Source organism: Micromonospora sp. MP36, assembly GCF_008119785.1.
Lineage (GTDB): Bacteria > Actinomycetota > Actinomycetes > Mycobacteriales > Micromonosporaceae > Micromonospora.
Window position 1 is genome coordinate 1 of record NZ_VSFA01000095.1, and the last position, 18,616, is coordinate 18,616.

Annotated in this window: 17 protein-coding genes and 3 pseudogenes; 11 read left to right on the top strand and 9 right to left on the bottom strand. The window is 66.4% G+C overall.

Annotated elements, in window-relative coordinates; genetic code table 11:
- Positions 1-149: 149 nt before the first annotated feature.
- Positions 150-554 (top strand): annotated as a pseudogene (locus tag FXF52_RS33425) (IS3 family transposase); the annotation flags it as partial.
- A gap of 85 nt (positions 555-639) precedes the next feature.
- On the opposite strand, the gene ltrA reads toward FXF52_RS33425, so the two are convergent.
- Complete coding sequence (gene ltrA, locus FXF52_RS33430; protein WP_148803169.1) at positions 640-1,893, bottom strand: group II intron reverse transcriptase/maturase; 1,254 nt, start codon at positions 1,891-1,893, stop codon at positions 640-642.
- A gap of 577 nt (positions 1,894-2,470) precedes the next feature.
- Here ltrA and FXF52_RS33435 point away from each other — a divergent pair.
- Both FXF52_RS33435 and FXF52_RS33440 read left to right on the top strand, forming a co-directional pair.
- Positions 2,471-2,980: pseudogene (locus FXF52_RS33435) on the top strand (IS3 family transposase); the annotation flags it as partial.
- A 284-nt stretch (positions 2,981-3,264) separates the two neighbouring features.
- Positions 3,265-4,476 carry a low temperature requirement protein A gene (locus FXF52_RS33440; RefSeq protein ID WP_187413874.1) on the top strand — a complete coding sequence of 404 codons (1,212 nt, stop codon included), beginning with the start codon at positions 3,265-3,267 and terminating at the stop codon, positions 4,474-4,476.
- Between the two features lie 109 nt (positions 4,477-4,585).
- Here the strand turns inward: FXF52_RS33440 and FXF52_RS33445 are convergent, their stop codons facing one another.
- A complete protein-coding gene (locus tag FXF52_RS33445) occupies positions 4,586-4,798 on the bottom strand; it encodes a hypothetical protein (protein ID WP_148803174.1) in 213 nt (70 codons plus the stop codon).
- 244 nt (positions 4,799-5,042) lie between these two features.
- Between FXF52_RS33445 and FXF52_RS33450 the strand changes: the two genes are divergently transcribed.
- The 3 genes from FXF52_RS33450 (at position 5,043) to FXF52_RS33460 (ending at position 7,081) form a co-directional block, all read left to right on the top strand.
- Positions 5,043-5,456, top strand: coding sequence for a hypothetical protein (locus FXF52_RS33450; protein ID WP_148803176.1), 414 nt, complete (start codon positions 5,043-5,045; stop codon positions 5,454-5,456).
- Between the two features lie 294 nt (positions 5,457-5,750).
- A complete protein-coding gene (locus FXF52_RS33455; protein ID WP_148803178.1) occupies positions 5,751-6,269 on the top strand; it encodes a hypothetical protein in 519 nt (172 codons plus the stop codon).
- 230 nt (positions 6,270-6,499) lie between these two features.
- A complete protein-coding gene (locus FXF52_RS33460; protein WP_148803180.1) occupies positions 6,500-7,081 on the top strand; it encodes a hypothetical protein in 582 nt (193 codons plus the stop codon).
- Between the two features lie 68 nt (positions 7,082-7,149).
- On the opposite strand, the pseudogene FXF52_RS43490 reads toward FXF52_RS33460, so the two are convergent.
- From FXF52_RS43490 to FXF52_RS33470, 3 genes and pseudogenes are all read right to left on the bottom strand, one after another.
- Positions 7,150-7,248 (bottom strand): annotated as a pseudogene (locus FXF52_RS43490) (IS5/IS1182 family transposase); the annotation flags it as partial.
- Between the two features lie 567 nt (positions 7,249-7,815).
- Positions 7,816-8,310, bottom strand: a complete 495-nt coding sequence (locus tag FXF52_RS33465) for a hypothetical protein (protein WP_148803182.1) — start codon at positions 8,308-8,310, stop codon at positions 7,816-7,818.
- 4 nt (positions 8,311-8,314) lie between these two features.
- Complete coding sequence (locus FXF52_RS33470) at positions 8,315-8,974, bottom strand: transglycosylase SLT domain-containing protein (RefSeq protein ID WP_148803184.1); 660 nt, start codon at positions 8,972-8,974, stop codon at positions 8,315-8,317.
- A gap of 634 nt (positions 8,975-9,608) precedes the next feature.
- On the opposite strand from FXF52_RS33470, the gene FXF52_RS33475 reads away from it, so the two are divergent.
- The gene (locus FXF52_RS33475; protein WP_148803186.1) at positions 9,609-10,883 is read left to right on the top strand and encodes a recombinase family protein; all 1,275 of its coding nucleotides are present in this window, start codon (positions 9,609-9,611) and stop codon (positions 10,881-10,883) included.
- A gap of 296 nt (positions 10,884-11,179) precedes the next feature.
- Here the strand turns inward: FXF52_RS33475 and FXF52_RS33480 are convergent, their stop codons facing one another.
- The 3 genes from FXF52_RS33480 to FXF52_RS43495 form a co-directional block, all read right to left on the bottom strand.
- Positions 11,180-11,404, bottom strand: coding sequence for a hypothetical protein (locus FXF52_RS33480; protein ID WP_148803187.1), 225 nt, complete (start codon positions 11,402-11,404; stop codon positions 11,180-11,182).
- A gap of 210 nt (positions 11,405-11,614) precedes the next feature.
- Positions 11,615-12,664: a site-specific integrase gene (locus tag FXF52_RS33485; protein WP_255472615.1), complete on the bottom strand. Its 1,050-nt coding sequence runs from the start codon at positions 12,662-12,664 to the stop codon at positions 11,615-11,617.
- The gene (locus tag FXF52_RS43495) at positions 12,654-12,797 is read right to left on the bottom strand and encodes a hypothetical protein (protein ID WP_255472617.1); all 144 of its coding nucleotides are present in this window, start codon (positions 12,795-12,797) and stop codon (positions 12,654-12,656) included. The genes FXF52_RS33485 and FXF52_RS43495 overlap by 11 nt, the downstream gene beginning before the upstream one ends.
- Positions 12,798-13,527: 730 nt before the next feature.
- Between FXF52_RS43495 and FXF52_RS33490 the strand changes: the two genes are divergently transcribed.
- The 4 genes from FXF52_RS33490 (at position 13,528) to FXF52_RS33505 (ending at position 18,033) form a co-directional block, all read left to right on the top strand.
- A complete protein-coding gene (locus FXF52_RS33490; protein ID WP_148803191.1) occupies positions 13,528-14,322 on the top strand; it encodes a hypothetical protein in 795 nt (264 codons plus the stop codon).
- A complete protein-coding gene (locus FXF52_RS33495; protein WP_148803193.1) occupies positions 14,319-14,870 on the top strand; it encodes a hypothetical protein in 552 nt (183 codons plus the stop codon). Before FXF52_RS33490 ends, FXF52_RS33495 begins: the two co-directional genes overlap by 4 nt.
- Positions 14,867-17,269, top strand: coding sequence for a DEAD/DEAH box helicase (locus FXF52_RS33500; RefSeq protein WP_148803195.1), 2,403 nt, complete (start codon positions 14,867-14,869; stop codon positions 17,267-17,269). The genes FXF52_RS33495 and FXF52_RS33500 overlap by 4 nt, the downstream gene beginning before the upstream one ends.
- An 89-nt stretch (positions 17,270-17,358) precedes the next feature.
- On the top strand, positions 17,359-18,033 hold the full coding sequence (locus FXF52_RS33505) for an alpha/beta fold hydrolase (protein WP_148803198.1): 675 nt from the start codon (positions 17,359-17,361) through the stop codon (positions 18,031-18,033).
- A 169-nt stretch (positions 18,034-18,202) separates the two neighbouring features.
- Here the strand turns inward: FXF52_RS33505 and FXF52_RS33510 are convergent, their stop codons facing one another.
- On the bottom strand, positions 18,203-18,526 hold the full coding sequence (locus FXF52_RS33510) for an anti-sigma factor antagonist (protein ID WP_148803200.1): 324 nt from the start codon (positions 18,524-18,526) through the stop codon (positions 18,203-18,205).
- Between the last annotated feature and the right edge of the window lie 90 nt (positions 18,527-18,616).

Below are 18,616 nucleotides of genomic sequence, written 5' to 3' on the forward strand. Positions count from 1 at the left end.
CCGTGCTGATGGACCAGTCCTCCCGGGACAACACCCTCGTGGGCGTCGGGCCTCCACCGGTCACTCCCGGGGACGCCGTCTCACCAAAGTCCTCAAGGGACAAACCGCTAGAGCGTTCCCCAGAAGTGCCAGGTGAGAAAGGTAGTCCCATCAACCGCTTCCAGTTCGTCGCCGACCATCAGCAGCGCTACGGCGTGAAGCGGTTGTGCAAGGTCCTCGGGGTGTCCCGCTCGAGCTACTACTACTGGCAGTCGACCGTCGCCGCCAGGGCGGCCCGTGACGCTGCGGACGTGGCCCTGGTGGGCCGGATCCGGGCGGTGCACGCCGAGCATGATGGCACCTACGGGGCACCGCGGATCACCGCCGAACTGCGCGATGCCGGCCTGGCGGTCAACCGGAAGCGGGTCGCGCGGGTGATGCGCCGCTTCGGCGTGCAAGGGCTGCGGCTGCGCAGGCGAACTCGTACGACGGTGCCGGACCCGGCCGCGGCGAAGGCCCCGGACCTGATCGGCCGGGACTTCACCGCCCCCGCCGTCAACCAGCGCTACGTCGGGTCGGGTAGCCGGAGGGAATCTCACCCTCCGGCTCCCACAGAACCGTGCGTAACAGTCTCCCGTTACACGGCTCTTGCCACCCTGATCACCAGAACTCGCGGGTCCATCGCCAGTGCACAAACATTCTGGGGTATCGCTGCGTGATTCCCTGGAAGCAGTGCTTGGCTTTGTTGAACCCGGCCAGCCGTTTATACTTTCTGCGGATCCAGCGCACGAGGTAGGCGTTGATGCGCCGTAGGAGGGGTTGCAGCGCGGAGCGGTAGAACGTTCCGTAGTACTGCATCCAGCCTCGCACGATCGGGTTGATGACCCGGGCGAGTAGAGCGAAGGTGTGGCCTATGCGCCGGTGGGTGCGCCATCGGCGCACCTCGGTGCTGATCTTCTTCAGGGCCGCCTTGCTGATCGCGGGCAGAAAGCACGGGAATGTCACCCCGTGCTTGCTGCGCGCCGCGCGGACACGGAAGTCGAACCCCAAGAACGTGAACGACGTGTTCCCATATGAGCCACGCCGGTTCGCGTCCTTGCAGTAAACGATCCGGGTTTTGGTCGGATGCAGCTGCAGCCCGACCTCTTCCATCCTGTTCCCGATCGCCTCTATCACTTTCGTGGCTTGGCGTTCGCTGACGCAGTGCACGACCGCGTCGTCCACGTAGCGTTCGAAGGTGACGGCAGGGAATTTCCGCGCCATCCACATGTCGAACGCATAGTGGAGGAACAGATTTGCCAGCACGGGCGAAACCGCGGACCCTTGTGGAGTCCCGCGGTCTCGCTGCTGCAAGGTTCCGTCGGGCAGTTGCAGCGGAGCCCGCAGCCAGCGCTCCACATACAGAACTACCCAACGCTGGTCGGTGTTGGCCTCGACCGCCTTGACCATGAGGTCCCAGGGAACGCTGTCGAAGAACTTCTGAATGTCGAGATCGACGACCCAGTCGGTCTTGAAGCAGCGCTCGCGGCACCTGCCGACCGCGTCCAGGGCCGACCGCCCCGGTCGATACCCGTAGGAGTCGGGGTGGAACTTCGGCTCCACCTGCTTCTCCAGTCGGGCCGCGACCACGGTCTGCGCGATCCTGTCCGCGATGGTGGGCACTCCGAGAATCCTGGTTCCTCCGCCGTGCGGTTTCGGTATCTCCACAGCCCGCACCGGGGGCGGGAAATAACTGCCCGACGACATCCGATTCCAGATCTTGTAGAGGTTGTTCTGAAGATCCTTCTCGAACTCATCGATCGAGCAGCCGTCCACTCCCGGCGCGCCCTTATTGGCCTTGACCTTTTCCCATGCCTCCCATACTTCCCACTTCGAGATCTCAAACGACTTGTTCGACGACTTCAGCTCGTCCACGCGACTCCTCCCAGGACTGCCCCTGGTTGATCGAACGAACACAGCCACGGATAGCCCGGCCCCTTCGCTCCACCTCCATTACAGAGGCTTCATCACTACTACAGGCCGGTCCGCCAGCGAGCCCCGCCCCGGTACTCAATCCCTCACGGTTTCCGCCGTTGCGGGACGCTCCCTTTCCCTGCCCGAAGGCAGAACTATCGGGACTCGCTTTCCCACGTTCCACGCGAAAGCAGCAGACCAGGCTCGCGTCGCCTCCATGCCGGGCACCATCTGGCCAGTAGACGGGTTTCCGCCAGACTTGTCCTGGAGCCATATCTACACCCCCAGTTTCGATGCCATCTCATAGGTTTTCGACACGTCCTCAGCGATTCGCTTCCGCTCGCCTTCCTGGTCCCCACCTGACGCCTCTCACGACGCCTTTTCCACATCGCTCACCACGACGGTCTTCAGCCAACGCAGCATGTGGCGGTTTGAAGCCTCCCCCCGCAGGGCGGCTCCGAAGGGCCATACCTTCATCAATCGCGCAGCACCGCACTCGAAAAGGGCACCTACCTCAACATGCGCACCTCTTCTCCTGCGTTCGTGGCACACCGACATCACCTACCTGCCGGTGGGTGACCGCGGGTTCCTCTACCTGGCCACCGTCATCGACCTGCACTCCCGGCGTCTGGCGGGCTGGGCGATCGCCGAGCACATGCGCACCGACCTGGTCATCGACGCTCTCCACGCCGCCCAGCGCACCCGCGGCAACCTGCACGGGGCGATCATGCACACGGATCACGGAGCTCAATACACCTCTCGGGCCTTCGCCGCCGAATGCCAGGCCGCCGGAGTCCGGCAATCGATGAGCGCGGTCGGTAGCTCCGCCGACAACGCCGCCGCCGAGTCGTTCAACGCCACCCTCAAACGCGAGACCCTGCAAGGCCGCCGCGCCTTCACCGACGAACGCGAAGCCCGGCTGACCACATTCCGCTGGATGCACCGCTACAACACCCTCCGACGGCACTCCCGGCTCGGACAGCAGCCACCGATCACCTACGAGAAGAGCACCCGGCCAGCGCCAGCGACGCTGGCCCCGGCCGCATAAACCCCGTGTCCAGGATCAGGGGTCAAGCCCCTGCTGCCGTCCGGCGTGGTTGCTGTCAGGGTTGCTGTCGGCGGCTCTCCGCCGGCGACCCAGGGCGCCCCCCGCCGTCGGGCGGGGGCCGTCGGCGACGAGGTCGACCGCGATCAGTGATTCGGGCATCTTCGGTGTGGCCGGCTGCCACACTCTGTCGTGTGGTAAGTGAGGACGACGGGGCGTCCGATGGCAGGTCAGCGCGGGCGCCGCGCGGCATTCGACCGCTACGCGAGGGCGTCGGCGTAACCAGCGTGGAGCTCTTCTTCGATCTTGTGTTCGTCCTCGGGTTCATCCAGGTCGTTGCGTTGATGGACGACGACTTCACCAGTCACGGCGTGCTGAACGGGATGCTTGCGCTGACCCTGTTGTGGTCGACGTGGTCCATCTATGCCTGGTTGGGCAACAGCCTCCAAGCCCGGGTCGGGCTGATCCGGATCGCGCTGCTGTTTGTGACGGTGGTCACCCTTGTGATGGCGGTGGCGGTCCGGCAGGCATTCACCGGCCTCCCGGGCGCTGCTGTCTCCGGCCCGGTGGTGTTCGTCGCGTGCTTCGTGGTCGTTCGGCTGGTGCATCTGGCGCTGCGCTGGTACGCCATTCCAGACACGAGGCCGCGCATCGTCCTGCTGATCGCCGCACCATTGTTTGTCGCCTCCGTCCTTCTGTTCTGCGCCGCCGTCGTGCCGCAGCGACTGTTCCACGACCCGTGGCTGGTCAAGGCGAGCCAGACCGGGCTCTGGATGCTCGCCATCATCATCGACTATGTCCGCGCCCTGCTGCTGCGGTCGTGGGGGTTGCACATCATCTCGGCCCGGCACTGGGCGGAGCGGCACGGCCTCATCATGCTCGTCGCCCTTGGCGAGTCGCTCATAGCGGTTGGCCTGACTAGCAGCGGCGTGCCGATGACTGGATCGCTCATCGCGGCCCTCGTCTTCGCCATCGTCACCGCCGCCGCATTGGGCTGGACCTATTTCGACGTCGTCGCGATCGCCGCCGAGCGGACGCTGATCCAGAACCCCGTCCAGCGCCGGGTCGCCTACGCCCGCGACGCCTACAGCTATCTGCACCTGCCGATGATCGCCGGCATCATGCTGCTCGCCCTCGGACTGCACAAAGTGGTGACGATCATCAAAGACAACGAACTACACCATTCGACCGCGCGACTGGAGAGCCTGGGGCTCCACGCCCTCTACGGTGGCGCGGCCCTGTTCCTGCTCTCCCACGCCGGCTTCCAACTACGGATCACGCGCCTGCTCGGACGGGTTATCTGGCCACGATTGATTACCGTAGCGCTGCTGGTGGCGCTCATCCCGGCCGCTGGCCAGCTTTCGGCGGTAGTAGCGCTCGGCCTGCTGGCGGCTGTCTGTGCCAGCCTGGTCATCACGGAGGTCCTCGTCGCCGGCGGGCGGCGTAAAGAACTGCGCGAGGCCGCTCTAGCCGGGGGCTTTCGGCCAGAGGGCCCATAAGATCGGGCCGGCGCCACCCTAACCATCAGACCCGAAAATCGAATAGTGAGTGGGCAGGCGGCAGCACCCGGCGGAGCGTAGCGGAGCCGGGTGTTGTGGATGGATGAGGTCAGGCGGCTTCGGGTTCGGCGATGAGAGCCTTGCCGTCACGGATGGTGATCTTTTGACCGGTGAGGGCCTGGAGTTGTGCGGCCAGGTTGCGGGCCCTGCGCTGTTTGTCGATGCGCGTATCAAGATAGTCGGCGCCGAGGTCACGGAAGCGGACAGCAGGGTCGGACAGCAGGTGGTACACGACGACCAGAACCGCGTTGCCGGTGGCCACGATCGCCTTCTGTTTGCCGCGGGCGGTGGGCAGGTGATCGTCGAGAGTGGCCGGGGTGGTGGATGCGGCGACGCCGGCGACAAGGTATACAGACAGGGTTGGGCCTTCGGTCGTGCTGGTTTAGTCGCCTTTGCTCGTACCGGAGGCCCTTCCCCATGTCACGCCACCACGCCGGCCGCCGTCACGGTTGGCGATCTCCACCGGGCCCGCCGGAACCGGAAACCCTTATTTACCAGGCTCTTACGTGCGCTGCGATTCCTGCGCTCACCTGGCTCCTAAGCGCAAGCCGCTCGGGATATCGGTGATAGCCGATCCTGCGAGGCTGGCTGGGCAGTGGAAGGACCAGCACGGCTCGATCCTCACGCTGAACGGCGACGGCACCTACGCCGCGCAGGACTTACGCTTCGCGTACGTCGGCAGCGAAAAGCTGCTGCCGCTCCGGGTCGACCTGCGCCACGAACCGCTGCCGTCGACCGGCACCTGGAAGGTCGTGAAGAACGACGTCCAGCTGGACATCAAGCTCGTCGCCGGCCGGCGATCTTTCGGGGTTCGCCTCCTCCACGTGTACGCCGATGGCGCGACCCTCACCCTGGCCAGCTACACCAGCGACCCGGAGGTCCGCGAACAGTATGTCTACCGGCGCGGCGCTGCGTCGTAGAGCGCACGAGGTGAGAGGTCTCTGCCGCCGGGCTGTCCAAGCAGGATGCGGAAGCAGGCAGGTGCCTGAGCCTTTCGCACAACCTGGTGATCATCGACGGTGATGTGGGCCTCATGGCCGATCACGGTCAACGAAGACGTGCGGCTGCGGCGACCCCAGCCGATCCGCTTGTCACTCACCCCGGCAGTCGACGGACTGCTGACACCCAGCGCGGACTGGGTATGGTTCATTGGTGATCTTCGGTAGCGCATGCCGCCGGTGAGGCTTGCTGTGGCCTCGACCTCGCGATGGCCCGTGTTCGCACCGCTGGTCGCGATCAGTCTGCTGGTGTGCGGCCTGGTGCTCAACGCCGCGACGATCAGCTATGACCTCACGCATTGGGGTGCCGTGTACTACGCGCCTCCGGAGGTGGCTGCCAATCGGAACGGCCTGGCAGATCTCGCCCTCACGCTCTTTGACCAGCTGGCCTTGGTAGTGTCCGGCCTCGCTGTGGTGGGCCTGCTTCTGTCGACTGTGGGGCTCGTGCGCGGCAGAAAGTGGGCACATGTAACGGCAAGCATGCTGATTGCCCCGTTTGCGCTGTGCTGTGGCCTGCAGTTCATCAACGGCAGGAATTCCTTCACGGGAAATCTTGACGACCCGAACAACATCGCGCCTCGGCATACCTTTGCGCCAGCGTGGGTCCTCATCTGCGACCGGCTGGGACCTCCGCTGCTCGTGGGCGCCGCGATCGTCGTCCTGTTCCTGATGTTCATCCCTCCGGTTCACCGACGCTTCTACCCACCACCTCAGCATTGCGACCCGGATGGATAGCGGCCGGGCTACAGGACTTCGCCCGGTAGCCCTTCCTCCGTCACCTGCCCGAGACCCGCAGCGACAAGGAGTTCCTCCGTTTGGCGGAGCCTCACGGCGGTAGTCAGTCCAGTGTGGGCTGCCGCTGCACCAGATTCCCTGGATCGTCAGGTTAGCCTCGCTGAAATTTGCAGAGCTGGAGGTGGCCAGTGGCCCACTGGAACTCGCGCGGGTGTTGGTTGGTCGTCGTTGTGACCGTGGTCGCGATGGCCGCCGGCGCGGTCGCCATCGCCTGGGTCCGCCGCACCGCGTCGCCCTGGCCGGCCGTGACTGGCAATCCGTATGAGATTCCACTCGGACCGGATGGCTGCCCGATCATCGAGGAGCGGCGCCAGTTCGTCGACACCCCTGGCCCCCTCGTGCCGCCCGGCGCCACGGAGGTGTTGCTGTGCACCACACCCACGGCGCTACATACCCCGCGTCCCGGGATGGCGGATCCGCCACGTCAGCGGGTGCTGCGTGGCGAGACCGCCGACTTCGCCTCACTACTCAACCGACTACCCAGCCGCAACCAGGCCTGGCGGCAGTGGCAGCGCCGGCACAGCGGCTGGTGGCCAGATGCCGCTCCCGAGCCGATGGGCGAGGTCTGCCTCTTGAACGGGTACAGCCACGAGTATTCGTTCGTACTGCGCTACCCGGACCGGCCACCGGTTCCGCTGATCTATACGTGTGGCGGCCAGTCGGGTGGCCTCACCTCGGGGATTCGGACCCGAATGGATGACACCAAGCCGCACCTGGTGGACGAGTTTCTGGATCGCTTTCAACGATATTGATCTAGTACATCGACGCAAGTCGACGAAACCCAATGAGACCCCCGCGCCGCAGTCGGCGTAGAGCTCGTTGGTCGTTGTCGGGGACGCCCGCGGATGCCTCGGATCGGTGGGACCTTGTCGATCAGGGTCAGCAGTCGGGTGAAATAATGGCAGTTGCCGCCGGTCAGGGTACGTACGGCATCGGTTTCGGCATCCGCGACCCGTTAGGCAACCGGCCCACGTCGGCCGGATGTTCCCGCGGGGTCGAGGTGCACCCGGCGAGGGGTACCCCATGGTGGGCCCACCTCATGGAGAATGCGGCGGGTGCGACTTGATCTGGACAGCATCGACTGGGCGTCGTTGACGCACGCGTACGGAAGTGCCGAGGACGTGCCTGGCCTCATCCGTGATCTGCGGTCATCCGACGCCGAGGTCCGTAGCGCGGCAATGTACGAGCTGTACGGCAACATTTACCACCAGGGCAGCCGCTACGAGGGGCCGCCGCTGCGAACGCGCTCATCGCGTTCGCAGCGGCCGCCAGTCGCCATGCCGACTACTGAGGTCGGACCGCCTTCGCATTTTCGGTGACATCAATCCGTCGTCGGCCAGGGAGCACCAACGCAGAAACAACTAGCCCGCAGGTACGTCGACTTGTCGACAGCGTTGCACTGTTGCTCCTGTGTACAGAATTTTTTTCGACCACGATTTCCGGCCCGACCGAAGGACTCACCACCCCGCGACATACGTACGCCTTGCTATTTGGGAGACACGAAGGAGAGGAGCAGGAGTCTTTCGGTGCCGTTCGCGATATTGTCCGACGTCGCCTGATCCACATTCACCACTGTTGGACCATTCGGCACACCCCAGCGCTCGACGAAAAACACGCATTCGCTGCCAGCCTGAGCAACCCTGCCCTTACCGATCAGCACGAAAGGTCCAGCAGGCACCTCGTCCATGGCGGCGACATCGACGGCATGCCCGGACAGGAGCTTGAGCGGATCGCCGTTCGGATTTCCGACGTACGCAACATTCCAGGACGCCCTTTCCGGATACGAGTCGACCTTCCGGTAACCCTCGACGCTGACACCTGACGAGCACCGCTCAAGGTCCGCGAGAGCCTTTCGCTCCCCTGTACCGCAAGCAGCGAGGGCGGAGACGGCAAGCAGGCAGAGCACCGATAACCATACCGTTGGGAGGTGAGCGGCCCGCGCCGTCCGCTGGACGGCGCGGGCCCGATAAACGCTGGCCACTTAGCTACACTATCAGCCAACGTGGGTCGAAGGTATTCATCCAGCCACCCCAGGCAAACTCTGTGATAGATCTGAAGTCCGAATAACCAGGCCTGATGTCCTGGCCGTACACGTAGTTCTGCGCATCCTCGTTGAGTTTTCCGGAAGACATCATGCCGACCATCTTTTCAGGACCTTGGTTGTAACCGACAGCCACTAGTTGATCGGTCGTCAACACGCTGTTGTTCTGGTGCTGTTCCGCAGTTTCCTGCAGCATCTTGACCTGATATGTCATAGCGGTGATGGCAAGTTCGTCATCGTAGATCATCTCGTTCCAGGACCTGCCCTCGAAGACCCCCGGGTATTTGTCCGCAGTCGCCTTGAAGGTTTTTTCCTGCATCTGGCAAAGACCGATCGAAGGACCATGCCCGACCAATGCCGACCACACGCCGAGCTTGTCCAGCACGACCTGGCCCGACTCGTAAGTTCTGGCAGCACCGCCTCCCATCGTGCGGAGGCTGCTCTCCTTGATTAGCAGTGCCATGACGGTCGCCGGATCGACCCCCGCGGCGGCTGCGATTTCCTGCACGTCATCGGAGTACTTGAGAAGCTGATCGACAACCGGGACATCCGGGAAATCGTTGTGCGCAGCGAGCGAACTCAGGGCCTCGTCATCCGGCCCCAAGGGCGCACTTAAACGAAAAGCTAAGATCGCAAAACTTCGGCGTCAAGACCGAACACGAGCGGTAAGGACGATGCGCCAACGGTGGACGAATACGGTCACCCACATCACCCAAGGTGATCACCCGGTCGGGCCTGCCGGGACGTCCGCGGCACGACCGCTTTCAAACCGCAGCCCACGGAGCTGGGCGCGCCGCCACAGGTCACGCGTCAGCCGAGGTCCGTACCGGCCACGTTGCCCCTATCGATACGCGTCCACCGCCGCCCATGGCGGTTGCTGGCGTCCGCGAGCGCCAGACCGGATAGCCGTGCTGCATGGCCGCGTTGTCAACGCCGCCTGAACAGCGAGGGTGATCAGCGAACGCGTCCGGTCCTGCACGCCGAGCCCCCTGCAGCCGCACGTGCTAGCCAGGACTGCAGGCATCGCTCGTCGACGAAGGTCGCTGTCCAACCAGTGCGGGCGGACTTCCTGTCCGACTCGGGCGCGAGGATTCCTCGTAGGAAGGGGGGGCGTGTGGGACAACCAGGGTGACGATGTCGAAGATCCCCTGAGCCGATGGCTCAGCAGCCAGCCGCAAGCCAGCGCACAGCCGCCCGCCCGACCGCGCGGTGGTCTGCGGTTTGCGTTCTACGGCCGGATGTCGACCGTCGAGCACCAGGACCGGGTGACGTCCCAGCACTGGCAGCGGGACTGCGCCACCGAGCTCATCGCCGGGCACGGGGTAATCGTCGCCGAGTACTTCGACGTCGGCTGCTCCCGCCGCCGCGGCTGGCAGCAGCGCCCTCAGGCCGCCGCGCTGCTGGCCGCGCTCGACGACCCAGATCGCGGGTTCGACGCGATCGTGGTCGGCGAGTACGAACGGGCGTTCTCCGCCAACCAACTGCAGCACCTGGCGCCCGTGCTCGAACAGCACGGTGTGCAGCTGTGGCTACCCGAGACGGACGGGCCGGTCGATCACCACGACCCCACCCACCAAGCGCTGATCATGATGCTAGGCGCCCAGTCGAAACGTGAGGTCCAGCGCGCCCGGTTCCGGGTCGTCACCGCGATGCGGGCCCAAGCGCGGGAGCAGGGACGGTATCTCGGTGGCCGGCCGCCCTACGGCTACCGACTCGTCGACGCCGGCCCTCATCCGAACGCCGCGCACGCCCGCTGGGGTCGCCGGCTTCGGCGCCTCGAACCGGATTCGGCCACGGCCGGACACGTGCGGTGGATGTTCACCCAACGCCTGGCTGGCCGGAGTCTCGCCAGCATCGCGCGTGCCCTCAACGACGCCGGCATACCCTGCCCGTCGGGCATCGATCCCGACCGCAATCCCCACCGCAGCGGCGACCGGTGGACCCTGCGAACGGTCGCGGCGATCCTCGCCAACCCCCGCTACACCGGCCGGCAGGTCTGGAACCGGCAACCCGCGCACACCGACACCAATGCCAGCCACCCCGACCGAGAACCCATCCGACGGAACCCGACCGCGGACTGGGTGATCTCCAAGCAACGGGTTCACGCCGCGTTGGTCAGCGAACAGGACTTCGTCGCCACCCAGGCCGTCCGCTCCCACCGAACCGCCGACGACGGGACGACGCGCAACTACCTGTTCACCGGACTACTGCGCTGCGGAGCGTGCGGCCGAAAGATGGAGTCGCACTGGGTCAATCAACGCCCCGGCTACCGATGCCGCCACGGCCACACCAGCGCCCAGCGGCCCACCAACCACCGCCACAAGATCTTCTACGTCAGAGAAGACAACATCATCGCAAGACTCGCCGACCACGCTGGCCTCGCCAGCGACGCTTGGCGCCCGCGCGATCTCGCCGCGTTCCTACAGAGAAACAAGATCACCATTGTGTGCAATCAAGGAAACTGCACACCGACCACAGGAGAATCCGCGCAGGTCAACCCGCTCTACCCATGATCGATATGTGGTAATGATGTGTCCGAGGGGATTTGCACACTCCCATGTAGCATCCGTTATACAAACGGGTGCTCATGCGTTAAGCCTAGCACTTTACGATGCGTAACACTACAGGCATGAACTGCCGTGTGGCACCACTTAAGCAAACAACTCGATCCGCCTGCGCCGATGACAATGCACTTGCCAATCGGGACAGGAAGTAGGGCGCCTCCGACAGGCAGAGCCTGTACTGGAGTTCGCGCCGCGAGGCGCCAGCGACAGCGGGGGCGCACCATTTCAAGGGGGTGATGGAGTTGTCATCCTCTCGGGTACGTGCCCTTGAGAACAGCCAGAAGATTACGCAGATACGGTTCTGGGCCAAGATCGTCGATCAGTCTCGCGTTCGCCGCGACCCATTCTTCCTCGGAAATAATCGGATTGTGCGCGACAGCCAGGTCAGGGTCGATATTCACGGCATAGAAAGGGTTGCCGATCATGGCAGCAACGTCACCGGGAGTCCACTCGCCGTTCGCGCTATCCATCCGCAACTCCCGTCACTCAGTCCAAGACTTCGGCCACCCTCGATAGTTTCACACTTCCTCAGCCTCCTGCTGGGAGGAGGGGCCCAGTCGGGCCGGTGTCGCTCATCCCCAGAGGCTTTCGGCCGGACCGGCCGCTTCGTGCGGCGGGATCCAGGGGTCTGCTCCCCCACCATCCACACGAAGCGACAGGATCTCGTCCGAGACAGTCGATCAACGGCGAGTGGCCGCCGGCCAGGCGGCCTGGGTTTCTTCCATCGTGGCGAGTGGGTGTGGTTGGCCGGTCATCGCCGACAGGGCGTCAGCGACCGCGTGTAGGTCGGCCTTGATGTAGGTGGTGGTGGAGGATCCGGGGCTGTCGGTGTGGCCGGCGTAGGCGCGGGCGACTCCGTAGCCGAAGTGGCGTTCCACCCAGGTGAGGGTGGTGTGGCGCAGCCAGTGGGTGGAGATGCCCTGGGCGGCGACCCAGGGCAGGCGGTCGCCGATGCGTTTCCACAGGTGGTCGTAGCGGCGGCTGCTGATCGGCTGGCCGTTGCGGTAGCGCAACAGCTGGTCGGTGGGCAGAACGGCGCCGCGACCGTGGGCGTGTTCGTACAGGTGCTCGGCGAGGTCGAGGCTGACCGGCTGCCACCGCACGGTGCCTTTCTCGGCCAGGCGCACGAGCCCGCTGCGGCGGTCCAGGTCGACAAGCCGCACGGCGAGGGCCCCGCCGCGCCGGTAGGCACTTTCGGTGTGCAGGCGCAGCAGGAGGGCGTCGAGGATGACATCGTTGCCGCTGGTCCGTGCCACCGCGTTGATCTCCTCCAACTCGTACGGTGTCAAGGCGCGGCGTGTGCTCGGGAGGCGGCGGGGCTTGGCGACGCGGTGGGCAGGACTGGCCGACGCGTCGATCAGACCGTCAGCGACAGCCCGGCGGTAGAAAGCGCGGGCGGCGGCGATGACATGCTCGCCAGCGTGCCGACCGTTGCGGCTGTTACGCCGCGATCGCGCCGTAGCGATCATGTCTTGTTTCATCGCCTCGATGTCACTGGCCGCGACGCGGTTCAGGGGCCAATCACCCCACGCGGTGGCCATGCGCTCCCAGTACGTGCCGTAGGTCCGTCTCGCGCCGGGACCAGCCGCCGCGACAACGCGGGGCAGGTACTCGGCGACCGTTGGCAGAGCGGCCGGCGCGCCGGTGTCGGATTGAAGGTCGGCCAGGGTGACGCCGAGATGGGCCAGGACCTGCAGCGCTGCGGCAACCGTGGCGGGATCAGCAGACACGGTCGCCTCCCGCCACCTCGACGTGCAGATCGGCGAGCAGCCGAGCGACAGCGCCGACCGGGTGCACAACAACCAGGTCATGGGCGACGAGCGCGGCCAGCAACACCGGCTCGCCATACCCAATCCCGCACATACGTCGGACGGAAGCCGGTAGAGGTAGCTCACCTCGGCTACCTACCCTGTGCCGGCCGTCGCCAGCCGAGGCAATAACGAGCACCCCTTGGTGCGGCCGGATGCCGAGGCGGTGTCCCGGCTGCCAGCCCAGCCCCAGTAGGAGGTGCTGCGCGGTCACTCGGCCGCAGCGGGAGGGGACAGCCATCCCCAGCAGAAGCTCAGCAGCGTTGACGACCGCCGGTAGTTGAACTCGGGCAGGTAGTGCCGGCATCGGCACTGGACGGGGACGGGGACGGGCAGGCAGGGCAGCCGGAACAAGCGGACGGATAGCCTGTTCACCGCTCGATCGTGAAGGTTGTGTCATGCCGGTGAAAACCGGAGGAGGCGATACCATCGGCCACGTCGCTCCCGATGGCCGAGAGCCACCGGTGGCCGACGACGCTTACCGCTCCGCGCAGCACCACTCAGCCCAATGATCGGACACCCTCTCAAGGCAGTACCTCGCAACCGCGACGAGATCCGCCTCGGGTCGGGATCGACCTCGCTGCCTTGAGGGCTGCCATCATCACCAGGGGCACGTTCCCGCACGTGCCGAAATATGCTCGAAGCATGATGAACTGGGATGAACCAGGTATGCCCCGACGCGTGCGGAACGCCGCCATGCTCCGGGCCTGCTCCCCGAGTTGCCGCATCAAGAGCCCACTCTGTTATGAGGCGTTGTTTCGACGTCTCGGTGGTATGCTGGGTGAATGACGATCACACTCTGGCCGGTGGTGGACAGGACCCGGGTCGTGCACGCCTTCAAGCCTGGCGAGCCGGCCGCCGTCGAGGGACCGTTCCGCACGCTGCGGGCGCACGAGTGGGCGACAGCAGGAGTCCGCGTCACCCGACGTAGCGGCAAGCGCCTCGGCGGCCAGATGACCATCTTCAGCTCGCTCAACGTCGAGGCAGCCCGCCTTGCCCGGCGAGGGGTCCGCGACGCCGCCGGCCGGCTGGCCCGGGCAGCCGAAGAGCTCGAGTCCGGACCGGAGTTCATGCGGCTGCAGACGATGTTGGCGGACATGCCCGCACATGATGCGGAGAGCGTCGTGGCGGGCACCCTGCCCGACAACGCACCCACGGCTCTGGCGGACGTGGTCAAGGAACTCGCTCGCCGTACCGAGGAGCTACGTGGTGGCGAGTCGGCACTCGCGACGCTCGTCGAGACGATCGCCGGGCGGATCACCGAGGTCCACGAGGGATATGTGCTCCTTGTGCTGGTCAGCGGGCCCACCACGATCGTGCCGCGGTGGATGGCCGTCGCGGCCCGACGGGACAAGGTCGGCCAACTGCTCGCCCTGGTGATGGACAAGCTCGACGCCGCCAGCGCCGTCGTCGAGGCGCTGCCCGCCATCGACATCAATAACCTTCAGGCACACGACACCTTCAGTCCCTTCGGTCGCCGCGATCCTCGCGTCCGACACATCACCGCCGCCGACGAGCGCCTGCTGCGCGGCCAGCCCGAGCCCCTGCGCGTTCTCGTGCCGGTGCGGATCGAGGCATGACCGAGCCGGAGTGGCGCATCCGGTCAGGTCAACCAGCCGACCGAAGCCTGCTCAGCACATTCGCGTGCGCAGACCCACAGGTGGACTGGCAGGTCGAGGTCGAACAGTTCATCCGAACCCAGCTCACCGACTGGACCTTCGACCCGCACGCCACCAGCGGCGACCCACGCCTGCTGTTGGCGTTCGCCACCGCCACCGAGGAGTTGTTCGGCGTGGCCGCCCACGAGCGGGTGGTCATCGAAAGCCCCACCGCGCAGTTCGACGCCACCAAGTTGGAGGTCATCGCCGTCGCCAGGGCCTGGCAGGGCCGACGATTCAGCACCGGCGAACGCGCCAGCGACGTGCTTATGTCCGCCGTGATGACCGACGTCTCCGCCCGGGTCCCACCACGCGACGCCCGCGTCTTCGCGGTCATCCATCAGGACAACCATCGAAGCCTCGCGCTGTGCCAGCGCTACGGGCTGGTCGAGGAGATGACCCGACCGCACCCGAACTACCGCAGGCTCGTCACCGCCCACCGGCCGCGTGAGGCAGCGGACGCAACGTGAGCCATGCCCCCGCCGCGGCAGCGCCGTGGGACGATGCGCCAGCAGGTCCGGTCGATGCGGTCGCGGCGAGCGAGGTCGATCGGCTCAGGCGTGAGCTGGAGCGGCTACGGGCGGAGAATGCCCGCCTGTCGCGCCTGTTGGAGTTGCGTGGTCAGGACACGACACCGGCGGCGGAGCAGCTCGCCGTTCCAGCGCCCGGTCTGGTGGCGATGGCCTCGCCGGTGCAGGACAAGCTTGCCCTGTACGCCGACCGGTTCCGCGCCCGCACCGACGTGCACGCGGTCCGCTGGGAGAACCGCCGCACTGGCGATGCCGGATGGATGCCCGCGGTTGCCGGCGGCTGGCGCAAGGGCATGGACCGCCGGGCAGCCAACCATCTGCCACTGACCGCCGACGTCCTCGGCCGGCATCTCATCGGCGACGCGTTCATCGGCCTCTATCCGTTGCTGACCGACAACACCTGTCACTTCCTGGTCGCCGACTTCGACGGCCCAGCGGCGATGCTCGACGCGCTGGCCTACAGCAAGGCCGCCCGCGGCAGCGGCGTGCCAGCGGCGCTGGAACTCTCCCAATCGGGGCGCGGCGCGCACGTGTGGGTGTTCTTCACCGACAAGATCCCGGCTGCGGTCGCGCGGTCAGTCGGCACCGCGCTGATCCACGAGGCCATGGTGCTGCGCGGCTCCATGGACCTACGCTCCTACGACCGGCTGTTCCCGAACCAGGATGTCCTGCCCGAGGGCGGATTCGGCAACCTCATCGCCGCGCCGTTGCAGGGCCGCCGCCGGCGCGACGGCCTGACCGTGTTTCTCGACCTGGCCACCCTCGAACCGTACGAGGACCAGTGGGCATTCCTGTCCACCCTGGATCGGCTCAGCCCCGGCGACGCGCAACGCGTCGCCCGACAAGCCAAGCGGGCGATGGTCGGCAACGAGGTCGCTACAATGAGCCGCTCGGACGCGACCAAAGTCCAGCCTCCACTGCCCCCGGTCGTGCACGCGGAACTCGGCGCCGGGCTGCGCCTGGACGCAGCACAGCTCACCCCGGCCGCGTTGTCGACGTTCAAGCACGCCGCGTCGATGGCCAACCCCAAGTTCTACGAACTGCAACGGCTACGCAAGTCCACCTGGGACACTCCTCGTTTCGTCCGCGGCTACGACATCACCATCGACGACCACCTGATCCTCCCTCGCGGCCTGCGTCACAGCGTCACCCAGATCGTCGAACGCGCCGGGTCACGCCTGGCCGTCACCGACGCCCGCAACCCCGGCAACGAGATCGACATCGACTTCACCGCACAGCTCAAACCCGAGCAGACCGTCGCGGTCAGCGCGATGCTCGCCCACGACGACGGCGTACTCGTCGCTCCCCCCGGATCCGGCAAGACCGTCATGGCCTGCGCCATGATCGCCGAACGCGCCACGTCCACCCTGATCCTGCTCGACCGCAAGGCCCTGGCCGAGCAGTGGCGCACCCGCATCGAACAGTTCCTGGGTACCAAGCCGGGCCAGGTCGGTGGCGGTCGCCGAAAGCTCACCGGCGTCGTGGACATCGCGATGCTGCCCACCCTCGCCCGCCGCGATGACATTGCCGAACTCACGCAAGGCTACGGGCAAGTCATCGTCGATGAGTGTCACCACCTCGCCGCAGCCGCCTACGACCACTCCGTCAAACGCATCGGCGCCCAGTTCTGGTTAGGCCTCACTGCCACACCCACCCGCCGCGACGGACTCAGCGAACTCGTTACCTGGCAACTCGGGCCCGTCCGTCACATCCTGGCCCACGACGAACCAGGCACCCTCATGGACGCCGGGACAGCGCACGCGGGGCCCAGACGCGTGCTACACGTACACGAGACCGGATTCCGCTGCGAGGACCTCAACCTGTCCGCTCCAAGCGCCCTCGCCGAGGTCCACCGCGCGCTCGTCACCGACCCGGTCCGCAACACGCAGATCGCCAACGACATCGCGGACGCGCTGGCCCGCGGACGCAACTGCCTCGTGCTCACCCGGCGGGTCGCCCACCTCGATGCCCTCGCAACCCTACTGGCCGAGCACGGCCATACCGCCTTGGTGCTTCAGGGCAGCATGTCCACCACCGCCCGGCGCGCCGCCGTCCACCGACTCGCCGACACCAAACCCGGCGATGGAGTGCTCGTCATCGGCACCACCCCATTCATCGGCGAAGGCTTCGACGCCCCAGCACTCGACACCCTCTTCCTCGCCGCCCCGATCTCCTTCGACGGCCTGCTCATCCAATGCGCCGGACGCGTCGTCCGTGCGGCACCTGGCAAAGACAGCGCCGAAGTCCACGACTACCACGACCAGAACGTCCCAATCCTCGCCGCCTCGCTCCAACGCCGCATGCCCGGCTACCGCGCTCTCGGCTTCACCAGGACATGAGCGGCGCACCAGCAGCGAACGGGCGCAGGTCCATAACGCCGCTCAACGATTGATCCCGGAGGTCCGCAGTGCGCGGAGCCGCACCGACGATGCTCCTCGTCCACAGTCCGCTCCTCACCCCGGCGATGTGGGACTCCCTGCGCCCGCACCTCGAAGCGGCGGGCTGGCGCGTTGCCGCACTGGACCTCCGCCCCTTGGTCGAGGCGCCGTCCTTCCACGCGGCGGTCTGCGCGGCAGCGGCCGCCAGCGTCGCCCCCGGTGCGCCCACCGTCGTCGTCGGCCACAGCCGCGCGGGCGCCTACTTGCCCGGCATCGCCGATGCGGTCGGCGGTGATCGGCTGGACGTCGTCTTCCTGGACGCCCGCCTGCCGCATCCGGGCACCATCTGGGTTGGATCAGTGCCGCCGGAGCGGGCCACGTGGCTGCGGTCGATGGCGGGGTCGGGCCGGCTGCCGACGTGGGACACCTGGTTCCCCGCCGGCTCCCTCGACGGCCTCCTGCCCGACCCCGGCCAGCGGCGCCAGGTGCTGCGCGGCTCACCCGAGCTGCCGTGGAAGGTCGTCGCCGAGGTGCTGCCCGAACCGGGCGGGGCGTGGAACTCCGCCAGACACATCTACCTCCAGCTGAGCGCCGCGTACCAGCCCGTGGCAGAGCAGGCGGCAGAATGCGGGTACCTGGTCCGGAGCCGGGACGCCGATCACCTGGCGATGGTCACGCGGCCCACGATGATCACGGAGCTCCTTCTGTCGGCATTGGAGGCATAACCGGCGATCTATCAGTGCAACCTGCCGAGGGAGCTGAGCATGGGGCCGCATCGTGCAGGCCAGGAACGAGGCAACGGGTAAGGGTGGTGCCGAGCGCACAACCGCCGCGGCTGGGAGTACTCGTAGGCTTCCGGTCCCGTTGCGGCGCCGATGCCGGCGGAGATGCCGGTTACCCGTCCGCCGGGTCGAGCAGGTAAGACAGCCCGGTGACCTCCAGAAGTCGCCGCACCCATCGGCTGGGCGAAACGACGAACGGGCGGCCCGCCTTGTGAGCGGCGTTGCAGGCGTAGACGAGCGTGGAGAGCACGGTCGAGTCGATGAAGGTGACCTCTGACATGTCGGTGAGCATGCGCGTCACGTCCGGCCGCTGAAGCTCGCCGGTGAGCGCCTCCCGCACCTCCCGGTCGGCGGCCAGATCAAGTTCTCCGGACAGCCTGACAGCGCTGGTGTCCCCGGCCCGATCGATGCTGCACTGCCAAAACGGCACCTGCATCGGCGCATCCTATCCGCCGCAGTGCTGCCCATCGTCAGCCGAGGCCAAGATCAGGCAGCCCGACTCCGGGGATCGGCAACTGTTGACCTT